Annotated in this window: 18 protein-coding genes; 11 read left to right on the top strand and 7 right to left on the bottom strand. The window is 64.0% G+C overall.

Annotated features, from left to right (window positions below; translation table 11 throughout):
* Positions 1–233 precede the first annotated feature (233 nt).
* The 7 genes from EL22_RS01160 to EL22_RS01190 all read left to right on the top strand — a co-directional run bounded on the left by EL22_RS01160 (position 234) and on the right by EL22_RS01190 (position 5,922).
* Positions 234–632 carry an urease subunit beta gene (locus tag EL22_RS01160; RefSeq protein ID WP_082146636.1) on the top strand — a complete coding sequence of 133 codons (399 nt, stop codon included), beginning with the start codon at positions 234–236 and terminating at the stop codon, positions 630–632.
* Positions 629–2,335, top strand: a complete 1,707-nt coding sequence (gene ureC / locus EL22_RS01165) for an urease subunit alpha (RefSeq protein ID WP_050049766.1) — start codon at positions 629–631, stop codon at positions 2,333–2,335. Before EL22_RS01160 ends, ureC begins: the two co-directional genes overlap by 4 nt.
* Before the next feature lie 121 nt (positions 2,336–2,456).
* Positions 2,457–2,861 carry an urease subunit gamma gene (locus EL22_RS01170; protein WP_050049767.1) on the top strand — a complete coding sequence of 135 codons (405 nt, stop codon included), beginning with the start codon at positions 2,457–2,459 and terminating at the stop codon, positions 2,859–2,861.
* A complete protein-coding gene (gene ureG, locus EL22_RS01175; protein WP_050049768.1) occupies positions 2,861–3,481 on the top strand; it encodes an urease accessory protein UreG in 621 nt (206 codons plus the stop codon). Before EL22_RS01170 ends, ureG begins: the two co-directional genes overlap by 1 nt.
* Positions 3,478–4,503 (top strand): urease accessory protein UreD, encoded by a 1,026-nt coding sequence (locus EL22_RS01180; RefSeq protein WP_050049769.1) that lies wholly within the window; start codon positions 3,478–3,480, stop codon positions 4,501–4,503. The genes ureG and EL22_RS01180 overlap by 4 nt, the downstream gene beginning before the upstream one ends.
* Positions 4,503–5,138 (top strand): urease accessory protein UreE, encoded by a 636-nt coding sequence (gene ureE / locus EL22_RS01185; protein WP_050049770.1) that lies wholly within the window; start codon positions 4,503–4,505, stop codon positions 5,136–5,138. The genes EL22_RS01180 and ureE overlap by 1 nt, the downstream gene beginning before the upstream one ends.
* Positions 5,128–5,922, top strand: a complete 795-nt coding sequence (locus tag EL22_RS01190; RefSeq protein WP_050049771.1) for an urease accessory protein UreF — start codon at positions 5,128–5,130, stop codon at positions 5,920–5,922. Before ureE ends, EL22_RS01190 begins: the two co-directional genes overlap by 11 nt.
* A gap of 42 nt (positions 5,923–5,964) precedes the next feature.
* Here the strand turns inward: EL22_RS01190 and EL22_RS01195 are convergent, their stop codons facing one another.
* Positions 5,965–6,435, bottom strand: coding sequence for a hypothetical protein (locus EL22_RS01195; protein ID WP_231587857.1), 471 nt, complete (start codon positions 6,433–6,435; stop codon positions 5,965–5,967).
* A gap of 78 nt (positions 6,436–6,513) precedes the next feature.
* On the bottom strand, positions 6,514–7,491 hold the full coding sequence (locus tag EL22_RS01200; protein WP_050049772.1) for an aldo/keto reductase: 978 nt from the start codon (positions 7,489–7,491) through the stop codon (positions 6,514–6,516).
* A 143-nt stretch (positions 7,492–7,634) separates the two neighbouring features.
* Between EL22_RS01200 and EL22_RS01205 the strand changes: the two genes are divergently transcribed.
* A complete protein-coding gene (locus tag EL22_RS01205; RefSeq protein WP_050049773.1) occupies positions 7,635–8,126 on the top strand; it encodes an SRPBCC family protein in 492 nt (163 codons plus the stop codon).
* A gap of 122 nt (positions 8,127–8,248) precedes the next feature.
* On the opposite strand, the gene EL22_RS01210 is transcribed toward EL22_RS01205, so the two are convergent.
* Positions 8,249–8,860 (bottom strand): flavin reductase family protein, encoded by a 612-nt coding sequence (locus EL22_RS01210; protein ID WP_050049774.1) that lies wholly within the window; start codon positions 8,858–8,860, stop codon positions 8,249–8,251.
* 26 nt (positions 8,861–8,886) lie between these two features.
* Complete coding sequence (locus EL22_RS01215) at positions 8,887–9,357, bottom strand: VOC family protein (protein ID WP_050049775.1); 471 nt, start codon at positions 9,355–9,357, stop codon at positions 8,887–8,889.
* A gap of 184 nt (positions 9,358–9,541) precedes the next feature.
* Here EL22_RS01215 and EL22_RS01220 point away from each other — a divergent pair, with 184 nt between their 5' ends.
* Complete coding sequence (locus EL22_RS01220) at positions 9,542–9,904, top strand: helix-turn-helix domain-containing protein (RefSeq protein ID WP_050049776.1); 363 nt, start codon at positions 9,542–9,544, stop codon at positions 9,902–9,904.
* Between the two features lie 147 nt (positions 9,905–10,051).
* Here EL22_RS01220 and EL22_RS01225 read toward each other — a convergent pair whose 3' ends face one another.
* The 3 genes from EL22_RS01225 to EL22_RS01235 form a co-directional block, all read right to left on the bottom strand.
* A complete protein-coding gene (locus EL22_RS01225) occupies positions 10,052–10,489 on the bottom strand; it encodes an SPW repeat protein (protein WP_050049777.1) in 438 nt (145 codons plus the stop codon).
* A 76-nt stretch (positions 10,490–10,565) separates the two neighbouring features.
* The gene (locus tag EL22_RS01230) at positions 10,566–11,012 is read right to left on the bottom strand and encodes a UPF0179 family protein (RefSeq protein ID WP_050049778.1); all 447 of its coding nucleotides are present in this window, start codon (positions 11,010–11,012) and stop codon (positions 10,566–10,568) included.
* Between the two features lie 79 nt (positions 11,013–11,091).
* On the bottom strand, positions 11,092–11,496 hold the full coding sequence (locus EL22_RS01235; protein WP_050049779.1) for a DUF5820 family protein: 405 nt from the start codon (positions 11,494–11,496) through the stop codon (positions 11,092–11,094).
* Positions 11,497–11,823: 327 nt separating this feature from the next.
* Here EL22_RS01235 and EL22_RS01240 point away from each other — a divergent pair, with 327 nt between their 5' ends.
* Positions 11,824–12,081, top strand: coding sequence for a hypothetical protein (locus tag EL22_RS01240; RefSeq protein ID WP_156184022.1), 258 nt, complete (start codon positions 11,824–11,826; stop codon positions 12,079–12,081).
* A gap of 59 nt (positions 12,082–12,140) precedes the next feature.
* Positions 12,141–14,213, top strand: a complete 2,073-nt coding sequence (locus tag EL22_RS01245; RefSeq protein WP_050049781.1) for a PrkA family serine protein kinase — start codon at positions 12,141–12,143, stop codon at positions 14,211–14,213.
* The last annotated feature ends 18 nt before the right edge of the window (positions 14,214–14,231 follow it).

Raw genomic sequence — 14,231 nt, forward strand, 5'->3', positions numbered from 1 at the left:
TCGAGGTTTTTTACGAATACGTTATATCCGACTATATCTGGCGGAATGAACGATCTTAATACGGATTAAGTGACTTTGTATTTGAGTTCTCGAGAATACGTACAATTACGCACTCGTGTTTGAAGTGGGTGGGCAAATATTGTTAGACACGGGTATCTTTACACTGATTGTGCGTATAATTCTCTCTGTGATGACCAAGCGTTTTTCATTCATCGGATCGAGAGTGACCGAAAATGAGTGAGATCGTCCCGGGAGAACTCGAGCCGGCCGACGAACCGGTCGTGATAAACGAAGGGCGGGAAACGACGGCCGTAACCGTCGAGAACACCGGCGATCGACCGGTGCAAGTCGGTTCGCACTTTCACTTCTTCGAATCGAATCCCGGCCTCCTGTTCGACCGGAACGAGGCGTACGGTTTTCGACTGAACGTTCCGGCCGGTACCGCGATTCGGTTCGAACCGGGCTGTGAGCGCGAGGTCGACCTCGTGGCCATCGGCGGCGACCGCATCGTCCACGGAATGGGCGGACTGGTAAACGGCCCGCTCGACGAGGATGGGGTTCGAGAACGCGCGCTCGAGCGAGCAGCGTCGTACGGCTATCACGGCGTCGATATCTCGGAGGACGACCGATGACCCGAGAGATGCCGCGTCGGGAGTACACGGATCTGTTCGGCGCGACGGAAGGCGACCGGGTCAGGCTCGGTGATACGAACCTCTTCGCGGAAATCGAGACCGATTACGGCGTTCCCGGCGAGGAGGCGGTCTTCGGCGGCGGCAAGACGATGCGCGACGGGATGGGGATGCAGTCGGGGACGACCCAGGCCGACGGGACCCTCGACTGGGTCTTTACGAACGTCGTCATCATCGATCCGGTGCTTGGGGTCTGCAAGGGCGATATCGGGGTCCGTGACGGCGAAATCGTCGGCGTCGGGAAGGCCGGCAATCCCGACACGATGGACGGCGTCGACATGGTAATCGGCCCGAGCACGGACACGATTCCCGCCGATGGACTGATCGCGACGGCCGGTGGGCTCGACATCCACGTCCACTTCAACAGCCCGCAGCTAATCGAGCACGGACTCGCCTCCGGAATCACGACGATGCTCGGCGGCGGCTTCGGCGGCGGCGCGACGACCTGTACGCCCGGCCCGCGGAACGTCCAGCGATTCCTCCAGGCCGCAGAGGAGTGGCCGATGAACGTCGGCTTCTACGGGAAGGGCAACAGCAGCCGACCCGATGCCCTCCACGAGCAGGTCGAAGCCGGTGTCTGCGGGTTGAAACTCCACGAGGACTGGGGATCGACGCCCGCCGCGATCGACACCTGCCTCGAGGTCGCCGACGAGGAGGATGTGCAGGTCTGTATCCACACGGACACGCTCAACGAGTCGGGCTTCGTCGAGGACACCTTCGACGCCATCGACGGGCGCGCGATCCACACGTTCCACATCGAGGGCGCGGGCGGCGGTCACGCGCCGGATGTCCTCGAGCTGGTCGGACACGAGCACATGCTCCCTTCCTCGACCAATCCGTCGATGCCCTACACCGAGAACACGTTCGACGAGCACCTCGACATGGTGATGGTCTGTCACCACCTCAACCCCGACGTTCCCGAGGACGTCGCGTTCGCCGAATCGCGGATCCGCGCCGAAACCCTCGGCGCGGAGGACGTGCTCCACGACACGGGTGCGATCAGCATGATGACCTCGGACTCCCAGGCGATGGGACGCATGGCGGAGGTTATCAGCCGAACCTGGCAGACCGCCCACAAGATGAAAGACCAGCGCGGGCCGCTCCCGGCCGACGAGGGGACCGAGGCCGACAACGCCCGCATCAAGCGGTACGTCGCCAAGTACACGATCAACCCCGCGATCACGGCCGGTATCGACGACTACATCGGTTCGCTCGAGCCCGGAAAACTGGCCGACATCGTCCTGTGGAAGCCCGCGTTCTTCGGGATCAAACCGAAGGTGGTCATCAAGGGCGGGTTCCCCGTCTGGTCCCAGATGGGAGAAGCGAACGGCTCGCTGATGACCTGCGAGCCGATCATCGGCCGCGAACGGGCTGGCGCACAGGGCCGGGCCAAACAGGCGCTTTCGGTGTCGTTCGTGAGCGAAGCCGCCTCCGAAAACGGCGTCGCCGACGCCTACGACCTGAAAACGCCGGTTCGGCCGGTGACCGGAACCCGCTCGGTACGCAAAGCGGACATGCTCCACAACGACCGCTGTCCGGACGACATCGACATCGACGCCCAGACCTTCGAGGTGTCCATCGACGGCGAACACGTCACCTGCGACCCGGCCGACGAGGTCCCGCTCGCACAGCGATACATGCTCTGAGAGAACTCATGACCGAACACACAACGATACCCACCGAAAGCCGACGAATCCGATTCAGCGATCGAGCCGCAGGAAGCGCCCTGCAGAACCGAACGGCGAGCGTACTCGAGGTGAGCAGCCGATGATGCTCTCGCCAAAGGAGATGGAACGACTCACCGTCTTCACGGCCGCCGAACTCGCGCGTCGTCGCAAGGATCGCGGTGTGAAGCTCAATCACCCCGAAACGGTCGCGTACATCTCCGACTGGGTCTGTGAAGGTGCTCGAGACGGAAAGTCCGTCTCGCAGCTTCGGGCCGAGGCGACCCAGCTACTCACCCGTGAGGACGTGATGGACGGCGTACCCGAGATGGTCGACATGGTCCAGATCGAGCCGGTCTTTCCGGACGGGACGAAGCTGGTCACTATCCACGACCCGATCCGCGCGGACTCTCGAGAACAACTCGAGGAACTGGACGACTCCGATGAGATAGCTCCCCTCGAGAACGTGGACGATCCCGAGGCCACTGACGAAGCGGGGGTCGAGTAATGGGGTACCGCGACGTCGCGAAGATCGGCATCGGCGGCCCCGTCGGCTCCGGAAAGACGGCGCTCGTGAGACACCTCGTGCCGGCGCTCGTAGAGCGCGACTACGAGGTCGGGGTCATCGCCAACGACATCATGACCCAGGAGGACGCGGACGTGTTCAGAGAGTCGTTCGCGGACACGATCCCTGAGGACCTCGTCGACGGGGTCGAGACCGGAGCCTGCCCGCACACGGGCATCCGCGAAGACCCGTCGATGAACCTCGCGGCGATCGACGAGTTCACCGAATCGCATCCCGATCTGGACGTGGTGATCGTCGAGAGCGGCGGCGACAACCTCGCCGCGACGTTCAACCCCGAACTGGCGGACTACTTCCTGTTCGTCATCAGCGTCGCCGAGGGCGAGGACATTCCTCGAAAGCGCGGCCCCGGCGTGACCCAGGCAGACCTCCTGATCGTCAACAAAACCGATCTGGCCCCCTACGTCGACGCCGACCTCGGCGTGATCGAGCGCGACACGGAGACCGTCAGAGGGGGCGACCCGTTCGTCTTCACCGACTGCAAGGCCGGGACGGGAATCGAGGACGTCCTCGAGCATATCGAGCACGAGGTGCTGTTCGCGTGAGCGCTGGCGCAGAGGAAGACCCTCGAGCGAGCGAGCAGGCGCTCCCGCCCGCGTTCGAGACCTACGCCGCGGAATCGTTGGCGCAGGCACCGGCGGGCGGACCGGGTAAGAACGGACTGCTCGAGGCGACGCTTGCCCGCTCGGGTGACGAGCAGACGCGCCTCGTTCGCGACCGCGTTCACGTCCCGTACCACCTGACGGGAACGCTCGAGACCGATCCCGTTCCGGGGCTGGCGACGCTCATCGCCCAGGAGCCGACCGGGGGCGTCGCCCAGGGCGACAGGCATCGACTGGCCATCGAGACTCGACCCGGAGCGCACGCCCACATCACAACCCAGAGCGCGACGAAAGTCCACAGCATGCGGGCGAACTACGCCCACCTGGACGCGACGCTCGCGGCCCGCGCGGGCAGTTACCTCGAGTACCTGCCGGGGCCGACGATCGTCAACGAGGACGCTCGCTGTCTGCAGACGATCAGCGTCGATCTCGCGGACGACGCCGCGGTCGTCGTCGGCGACGTGCTCGTTCCGGACGGGTTGAGCGACCACGAGCCGTTCGCGTTCGACCACTATCTGGCGCGCGTCGAGGCCGAACGCGACGGCACGCTGGTCTGTGCGGATACGGTCGACATCCGGCCCGACGAGCGTGACCCGCGTCACCCGACGAGCGTGGGGGAGTACGCGGTCGTCGGCTCGCTGTACGTCTTCGCACCCGACCGGGACCTGCAGTCGTTGACCGACCGGGTTCACGATCGGCTTGAGGATGGGACCGAAGACGGAGCCAGACCCGCGTCAGCGAGCGCCACCGAACGCGACGGGGGCGACCGAGACGAGTGCGAATTCGGCGGCGACGGAGCTGGTTCCACCCTCGTCGGCGTTTCGGCGCTCCCACACGAGGCCGGCGTCGTCGTCCGCGTACTCGGCGACCGACAGCTCGACGTGACGAACGCGGTTCGCTCGGCGTGGGACGAAACGAGACGCGAGTTCTTCGATGTCGGCGTTCCGGCCGACCGGAGGTACTGATGCGGCGGATCGACGGGGTCCTCGGAAACGTCCACGCGGACGAGGACCTCGCGCGCGCTCGAGAACATCACGCGAGTGAAGGCACTCTCGAGCGGGTCGTGATCGCGGCGGATCGCCGACGGCGCTCGAGGTTTCGAACGACGACCGACGCCGGAACCGACGTGGGCGTCGTCCTCGAGAAGCCGGCGCTTTCGATCGGCGATGTGCTGGTCCACGACGAGGATCGAATGATAGTCGTCGCGTTCGAACCGCTCGAGGCGTTGGCGGTCGACCTGCCCGAGCCGACGCCGGAGGCTCTTGAGGCGGCGCTCGAACTCGGTCACCGCGTCGGAAACCAACACTGGGATCTCGCGATCGACGACGGCGTCGCGTATGTCCCGCTCGAGGCGGACCGCCACATCGTCGAGCGCGTCGTCGAAGACATCGTTCCGGGAGCGACCGTTCGGGCGGAGACCGTCGACGCGGAACTGTTCGTCACCGATCTCGAGGGCGATGGCGAGAGCGATCACACCCACGGCCATTCTCACGCGGGCGACCACGGCCACTCACACGAACCCGAGCACACGCACGAGTCAGCCCACGACCACCCGCAGGACCGCAGGGACCACAATCACGATCACCAGCATGGCGACTGAGCCGGCCCCCTTCCTGACCGCGTTGCGCCTTTCGGATTCGTTTCTCCCGACCGGCGGCTACACGTCCTCGTACGGACTCGAGCAGTACCTCAACGAGGACCGGATCGAGACGGCCGACGAGTTAGGGAAGATTATCCGCGGCTACCTCGAGCGGATCGTCGGTCCCTGCGAAACCGTCGCCGTCGCGAACGCATACGAAACGGCTGCGGCTGGTGACCTCGAGGGGCTCCTGGCCGTCGACGAACGACTCCACGCGGTGACGATGGCCGCAGAGTTCCGCGAGAGTTCGACGAAAGCCGGCCGACAGCTCTCGGAACTGGTGCTCGTCGAAGACGGGCGGCGTCGCGTTGGCGATGACGGGAAGCACCGGCACACCGTCGAGGACGGGCGGCGGCGTCGCGCCAGTGAAGCCGACGCGAGCGAATCGGGTAGTGGCCGCCCGCTCGAGACGGCCTACGCCGAGGCCATCGAGCGCGGGGAAACGCCGGGCCACTATCCCGTCGTCTTCGGCGTCGTCGCCGCCCAGCGAGGGCTTTCGAAACGCGAGGCCTGTCTCGCACAGGCGTACTCGTTCGTCACCGGCGTGCTCGGCGCGACCCAGCGGCTGGGGCGGTTCAGTCACACGGACATCCAGTCGATACTGGCGGCGCTGCTGCCGGTTATCACCGATGTCTGTGACCGACACGTCGACGACGAGATCGCCGCAATGGCTTCGTTCGCCCCGCTGACCGAAATCATGGGGATGCGCCACGAGCGTGCCGGCAGGCGGTTGTTCATGAGCTAGTGGTGTGGTCAACCGGGGCGACTCGGCACCGCTACCGCGTCGTTAGTTCGTCTCGCCGCGCCAACTCCAGAGTCCGATAACCGCGAGCGCCACCGCCAGCACGGCGATGAGCGTCAGCGATTCGATCTCGCCGGTCGTAAAGCCGGTCGACTCGGATATTCGAGTCCCCTCGAGCATGAACACCGCGAGCAGCAGCAGTCCGAACAGGGAGGCGATCGCGACGCCGATCCCCTCGCGAAGCATCCACCTGAACTCCTCGACATCGACCTGTGCGGCTTCAGTATTGTTGTCAGGCGGTTCGCCTGCCGCGTCGTACTCGGTGTAAGCTGTGTCTTCCCAAGAGGTGCCCAGATAGCCGATCACGTACGAGAGCATCGTCCCCGCGACCATGATGACGAGGAACGTCGACGCCGCCATCACGGCGTTTTCCGGGGCGAGGAATACGGTGAGGACGGCAGCGGTGACGATCGATCCGCCGAGCATGACGAGGAAGCGTTTGAGGGGTGTGCTCATACGACGTGCTATGCTCTCGAGCACTATATTTCTACAACCACTCTCAGCCGGGAAATCATCGATCACTCCGGGCGAAGATCAGGTGTGTCCGGAGACGACGACCGGTTCGTAGGGCTCCTCGAGCCACTCGATGTCGGAATCCGAAAGCGAGACATCGAGCGCTTCGACGGCCTGCTCGAGATGTTCGACGCTCGTCGTGCCGACGATCGGCGCGTCGACCCAATCTTTGTGCAGTTCCCAGGCGAGTGCGATCTGTGCCATGCTCGCGTCCTTCTCGGCGGCGAGTTCCTGCACCCGTTCGTTGATCGTTGGCCCGCCGCCGTCACGGTAGGGGTGTTCGTACAGATGTTCCTCCGTCTCGCCGCGCGTCGTCGCGTCGACATCCTCGTGCGGGCGCGTGAGATAGCCGCGGGCGAGCGGCGACCACGGAAGGACGCCCACGTTCTCCCTGCCACACAGCGGGAGCATCTCCCGCTCTTCCTCCCGGTAGACGAGGTTGTAGTGGTTTTGCATCGTCGCGAAGCGCTCGAGGCCCAGTCGATCGCTGGCGTGTAACGCCTCGGCGAACTGGTGGGCCCACATCGAGGACGCGCCGAGGTAGCGAACCTGACCGCGCCGGACCGCGTCGTCGAGCGCCCGCAGCGTCTGCTCGATCGGCGTCTCGTCGTCCCAGCGGTGGATCTGGTAGAGGTCGATCGTGTCCATCCCGAGTCGCTCGAGGGAGTGCTCGAGTTCCTGCTCGATGGTCTTGCGCGAGAGTCCGCCGGAGTTCGGATCGTCCTCGCGCATCGGGTGGTACACCTTCGTCGCGACGACCTGCGCGTCCCGGTCGTACCCCTCGAGCGCGTCCCCGAGTACCCGTTCAGACTCGCCGCTCGAGTACATGTTCGCCGTATCGAAGAAGTTGATCCCCAGGTCGATCGCGCGCTCGATGATCTCGTGGCTCTGTTCGTCCTCCAAAATCCACTCGCGCCAGTCGCTCGAGCCGAAACTCATACAGCCCAGACAGAGTCGGCTCACTTCCACGCCCGTCTCGCCGAGTGTCGTGTACTCCATGGCCTCGCGTACATCGAGCGGGGAAAAAACAGTACGTGCATCGGCGATTCGGGCAGGTAGCCCGGCGGTCGATCTGGCAACGGAATCGATTTTCACGATCGCCATCACCGAAAGCCAACTTCCCGCGCGCCGTACGGGACAGTATGACTCAACTCCGAACCGTCGCCACGCCGGACGGTCGTTGCCTCGAGGCATCTCACGTTCTCGAGGCCGATCCCGACGCCGCCTGGGACCTTCTCGTGGACACGCACCGCTGGCCCGAGTGGTCGCCGATAGTGACCGACGTCGAGGCGAGTCATCGCCGGATCGAGGACGGGACGACGGGGCGAGTTCGCGTGCGGCCGGGAGTCTGGGTGCCGTTTACGATCACCAGTTGCGACCCCGTCGAGCGACGATGGGCGTGGAACGTCGCCCGCCTTCCGGCGGCGGCACACCGCGTCGACGCCCTCGAGTCGAACCGGTGTCGAATCGCCTTCGAACTGCGTCCGCTCGAGACCGCCAACGCGCCGGTGTGTCTGCGCTCGCTCGAGCGAATCGACGACCGCCTCTCGAGAGAGACCGACGCAGACTGGAGCGACGACGCGTCGTCGGAGGAATCGGACGAGTCGAACGAGTCGTCGACTACGGACGAGTAAGGGAGCGGTTGCCGGCAAAAGACGACCGCTGAATTTCGGTGCGCGGGACGTAACGTGCGCGCTCGAGCGAACGCGATCAATGGTTCGATCAGGGCGGCGGTTCGATCAGGGCAGCGGTTCGATCAGGGCGGGCGCTCGAGTCCGAACCGATCCTGGGTCGTCGCGTACATGCTCCCGGCGAGGCGACCGACCGCGTCGACGTTCGCGACGTCGATCTTCTCGTCGTCGCCGAGCAGTTCCCGGTCGAGGTGGACGTGCTGGACCTCGCCGAGCACGAGCACCGAGCCGCCGACATCGATGGTCTCGTGAAGGGTACACTCGAAGGCGGCCTTCGCCGCGGCGACCCGCGGCGGCTCGACGGTCATCGATTCCGCGCGCTCTATGCCGACGTGATCGAACTCGCTCTCGTCGTCGGGAAGCGTCGCTGCCGTCTCGTTCATCCGCTCGACGATGTCCTCGGTGACGAGGTTGAAGACGAACTCGCCGGTCTCGCTCGCGTTCGTCGGCGAGTCTTTCTCGTCATCGACCGGTGCGAACAGGACGATCGGTGGATCGACCGAGGCGACGGTCGAGAAGCTGTAGGGGGCGAGGTTGTCGACGCCGTCGCTGCCGGTCGTCGAGACCCACGCGATGGGTCGGGGAATCACGACGCTCGAGAGGATTCGGTAGATCGATCCCTCGACCTCGCTGACATCGATCTCGACGGACTCGGCTTCGGGCGGTTCGTCGGACATAGGTCGTGTTCTATCCTCGCTCACCGTTAGTGTTCCTGTGGGTCGACGAACTCGGTTCCCGGTTCGTCCTCGTCGACGGCGAATCCCGGCCCGCCCGTCGCGAGTTCGAACACGAGGCCATCGGGATCGGTGAAGTAGATACTCTTGAAATACGTTCGATCCCGGACTTGCGAGACGCGAACGTCGTGGTCTTTGAGGTGCTCGCGCCACTCGAGGAGCGTCTCCTCGTCCTCGACGCCCATCGCGAAGTGGTGGCTCGCGCCGGGGCCTGGTTGGCCCCTCGAGTTCGGGTACTCGAAGTAGGTCACGGTCGTTCCCGGTTCGCCCGCGGGCGTCGACGAGAAGTAGTAGTGAAGCGTCCCCGGATCGTCGTAATTTTCGGTCATCTTGACCGTGTGAAAGCCGAGAACGTCCTCGTAGAACGCCTTCGTTTCGTCCATGTCGGTACAGATGTTCGTCACGTGGTGCAACCCGGTCGTTGGCGGTGATTCGGTCATGATGTCTCTCAGTTGCGTCGGATGGCCGCTGTCTGCTTTTGGACACCCCCCGAACGCCGAACGAGTCGCCCGCCGCTCGAGCGCCGGGGGGTCGGACACCGAACGCTAAACTAACCTCGTGTTAGCTGGTTCGTTTCCGAACCCCTATACCCTTTCGCGACGTACGGGTTATCAGGTAAACACGATGTCACCAGCGCAAACGCAGCAATCGGTCGAGGAGGTAAACGCCGACGCGTGTCCGGTCATTCAGTCGCTTGAGCAGATCGGCTCTCAGTGGCGACTCGCCGTCTTGCACGACTTACTCGAGGGAGAACGCCGGTTCAACGAACTCAAGCGCTCGACGGGCGCGAACGCTCGCACGCTCTCGCGCGTTCTCGACGACCTCGGCGAGAACGGGTTCGTCGACCGACGCATCGAGGAGGACGCCCCGATCGCGACCTACTACAGCCTCACCGAGAAGGGCCAGTCGCTCGAGCCGGTCTTCGAGGAAATCGACTGCTGGGCGAGTTCGTGGCTCGAGCAGGGCGACGACGTCACCGCGAACTGATATCGCCGCTCGGGACCGCGTCGGTGGTGGTTCTCGAGTCCGCAGAATTGATGACTCTTGACCTGGGAGATCCGATCGATCGCCGAGCGAAGCCGTGATCGTCCCGCGGCGAAAAATCGGGGTGATCGTCGAGCGTTCTCTCTATCGTCACGCTCTCGTTCTCGCCCGCTCGGGCATGTCGGCGCTGTTGTTCGCGTACGCGGTGTAGCCCGCGAGGATCGCGACGACGAGCCCGGAGAGAGCCGTCCCGGTCGCGAGTTGACCGCTTCCCATCTCGACGAGCGCCGGCGAGACGAGCGCCCACAGTCCGAGGAGGACCGTCAGCGACGCGACGCCGACGCTGGCCAATCGGTTGCGGGACATGCGGACGAAGTTGTAGCCCGCGAGCAGGAAGATGGCCGTGCCGACGAGGGTGTCGTTCCAGATGGCCGCGTTCGTCGCCTCGAAGAGAAACGGCGACGCGACGAGATAGAGCCCGACGAGTGCGGCGAGCGCGCTCACCCACTGCATCATATCCGTGTTGAGCGTGTTCTGTCCGTGCTCATCGCCTCGAGTCGAGTCGCTGTCCGTTGGTGTAGTGCTCATCGTACCACCCGTTCGAAGCTACCCGCCATCCGGTCAAAACGGCAGTGCCTGCGCGTGTCGGGTGGGCGGGGCCAGCCTAGTCCTCGACCTCGAGTTCGACCAGCTGTAACGATCGGTTCAGGTGACAGATGTCGTGTGGCGGATCGCCGACGATCTCGCGGATGCGGTACTCCTCGTCTAAGTCGACGCCGTCGGGTTCGCAGTACTCGTGGCTCGGACACTCGACGTACGGACACGAGCCTGGCAGGCTGTTCGTGCTTCCCGCGTACGCGCCTTTCTTCCTGACGTTCGCCGTGACGGAGACCGGTTCGACCTCGACGGCTCGGACGCCGCCGTCGTGGACGCCACACTCGAGCGTCTGGGCGTTTTCGCGGATCGACGTGACGCGGTATTTGGTTTCCGGCGAGAGGTTGAGACACTGGCTCCGATACGGACAGCCCTCGCAGGCGTCCGCTTCGCCGTGGTAGACGAATTCGGTTCCCGGTTCGGCGAGCCGGGTTCCGAGGAGGGTGACGGTCGACATATCGGGCGCTAGTCGCCACTCGCGGTTAAGCCTCACGTCCCGTACCGACGCCTCGAGAGGGGGGTACTCGGCCGCTCGATCACTCCTCGAGGTCGCCCGATTCGGTGAGCTCGTCGAGTCGCTCGAAGTACGCCTCCCGCGGGACCTGATAGAGGTCGCGGTAGTCGATCTCCCCGCGATCGAATCGCTCGGCGAGTTCGACGAGACGCTCGAGCGCGGCCGGGCGCGCCGGGAACCGATTGGTCTCGCGAAGGTGGACCTCTGGCTCGAGATACAGCGTGACGTGCCAGTCGTCGTCCGCGGTTCCCGGATTCGACCCCGGTCGGCGGGTGCGCTTGCCGTGGGTGAGATAGAGCGTCGGCAGACACGGCGCCGGAAAGGCGTCGCCGTTGAAGACGTCCGGTCGGTACGCGAGGACGACCCGGCCGTCCTCGCTCTCGTTCCAGACGGTCCAACTGTCGGGAATAGCCGCCAGATCTGCCATTGGGACGGGTAGGAACGGCGAACGTAAAGTATCGTCGTCAATCGGCTGGTGCGGCGCTACGAATTCGCCCTCGAGCCATGCCGAAACGCGCGGTAGCGACTGCGTGTCCTCGCAGGCCGTCCGTTTATACGCTCGATTCCCTAACACACGGTGTGCCGTCAATTGACAATCAGCGATTCTGTCACTATTGGCCTCGAAGCCGTTCCTCATAAATACTCTTTGGGGCCAAGCTTAAGATGCTGTATTACTACATATTAAATACTTCCGGTATCCGATGGCCGGATCGCGCCTGCTCGCAGGGTCAGCCGTCCCGCGTGGACCCCACAGGTGCTGTCGTCACGCGATGAGGTGTCGATCGCTGTGCGCTCGGCGGTGACGATCAACTATGACACCACACCCGACGCCGCCCGCAGACGCCCGCTTCCGGCGGACTGGTCCCTCGAGGAGCCCCGACCGTCTCTCGGTTCGAGCGCCGCCGGCGTCTATCGGCGGCCGCGACCAGCGCCCTACCGCTCGCCGACCGGCGATACCGGGACCGACTGGCGAGCGGTCGACCGTTCTCGCACTCTCATCGAGGTCGAGTAGGCCCGCGTCGAGGACGATCACGCACGACGAACGGAGAGACATCCCGGACAACTGCTACCATGACTGGTGACACCGAGACACTCGAGACGCTCAGTACCGATTACAAGGAGTCGATGCCCGAAGACCTCCGCGAGACCAAGTCGTTCGACTGGTATCTCGAGGAGGCCTACCGGGACCCGAAGATCACCCGCAACGCCCACCAGCGGGTCGCGGACATGTTCGACTACTACGGAACGACCTACGACGAGACCGAGGGGGTGGTCGAGTACCACCTCGCCAGCGAAGACCCGCTCGGCGACGGCGAGAACACCTTCTACGGGAAGGTGATCCACCAATCGATCCACGAGTTCGTCAACAAGGTCAAATCCGGCGCTCGTCGACTCGGCCCCGAACGCAGGATCAAACTCCTGCTCGGTCCCGTCGGCTCCGGGAAGTCTCACTTCGACAAACAGGTCAGGGCGTACTTCGAGGACTACACCCTCCAGGAGGAAGGCCGAATGTACACCTTCCGGTGGACGAACCTCTGTGACGTCATCAAGGATCAGGACCCGACCGACGACGTGGTCCGGTCGCCGATGAACCAGGATCCGCTCGTCTTGCTTCCCCTCGAACAGCGGCTCTCGGTGATCGAGGACCTGAACGAACGACTCGACGCGCCGTACACGATCCAGAACGAACAGAGTCTGGATCCGGAAAGCGAGTTCTACATGGACAAGCTGCTCGCGTACTACGAGGACGACTTGCAGGCCGTCCTCGAGAACCACGTCGAAATCGTCCGGCTGATCGCAGACGAGAACAAGCGCCAGAGCCTCGAGACGTTCGAACCCAAGGACAAGAAAAACCAGGACGAAACCGAACTGACCGGTGATGTCAACTACTCGAAAATCGCCGTCTACGGCGAGAGCGACCCGCGCGCGTTCGATTACTCGGGCGCGTTCTGTAACGCGAACAGGGGTATCTTCAGCGGGGAAGAGCTCCTGAAGCTCCAGCGGGAGTTCCTCTATGACTTCCTGCACGCGACCCAGGAGATGACGATCAAACCGAAGAACAACCCGCGGATCGACATCGACCAGGTCATCGTCGGGCGGACGAACATGCCCGAGTACAAGGACAAGAAAGGCGACGAGAAGATGGAGGCGTTCAACGACCGCACCAAGCGGATCGACTTTCCCTACGTCCTCTCTTACGAGCAGGAGTCACACATCTACGACAAGATGTTGAACAACGCCGACGTGCCAGACATCAACGTCGAGCCCCACACCCTCGAGATGGCGGGGCTGTTCGGCGTTCTCACGCGGATCGAAGAGCCCGACACTGAGACGGTCGATCTGCTCTCGAAGGCCAAAGCCTACAACGGTGAGATCGACGAGGGCGACGACATCGACGTCAAAAAGCTCCGCGAGGAGGCCGCGGCAAAGGCCGAGGTCGGCGAGGGGATGGTCGGCATCTCGCCGCGCTTTATTGGCGACGAGATCGCCGAGGCGATCATGGACTCGAAACACCGCCAGCGCGGATTCCTCTCGCCGCTTACGGTCTTTAACTTCTTCGAGGAGAATCTCGAGCACCACGGCTCGATCCCCGAGGAGAACTTCGAGAAGTACTACCGGTACTTAGAGACGGTTCGCGAGGAGTACCGCGAGCGGGCCATCGAGGACGTGCGCCACGCACTGGCCTACGACATCGACGAGATCCAGCGCCAGGGCGAGAAGTACATGGATCACGTGATGGCCTACATCGACGACGACACGATCGAAGACTCGCTGACCGGCCGCGAGCAGGAACCCGACGAGACGTTCCTGCGCTCGGTCGAGGAGAAACTCGACGTGCCCGAAGACCGCAAGAACGACTTCCGACAGGAGGTGAGCAACTGGGTCTCGAGGCGCGCCCGAGAGGGCGAGGCGTTCAACCCGCAGGACAACGAGCGCTTGCGCCGGGCCTTAGAGCGCAAACTCTGGGAGGACAAGAAACACAACATCAACTTCTCCGCGCTGGTCAGCGCCAGCGATGTCGACGACGACGAGCGCTCCTCGTGGATCGACGCCCTGATCGAACAGGGCTACTCCGAAGGCGGCGCGAAGGAGGTGCTCGAGTTCGCCGGTGCGGAGGTGGCGAAAGCCGAAATCGAGGACTGACATGATCGGAGACCCACC

This window comes from Halostagnicola sp. A56 (genome assembly GCF_000691505.1).
Lineage (GTDB): Archaea > Halobacteriota > Halobacteria > Halobacteriales > Natrialbaceae > Halostagnicola.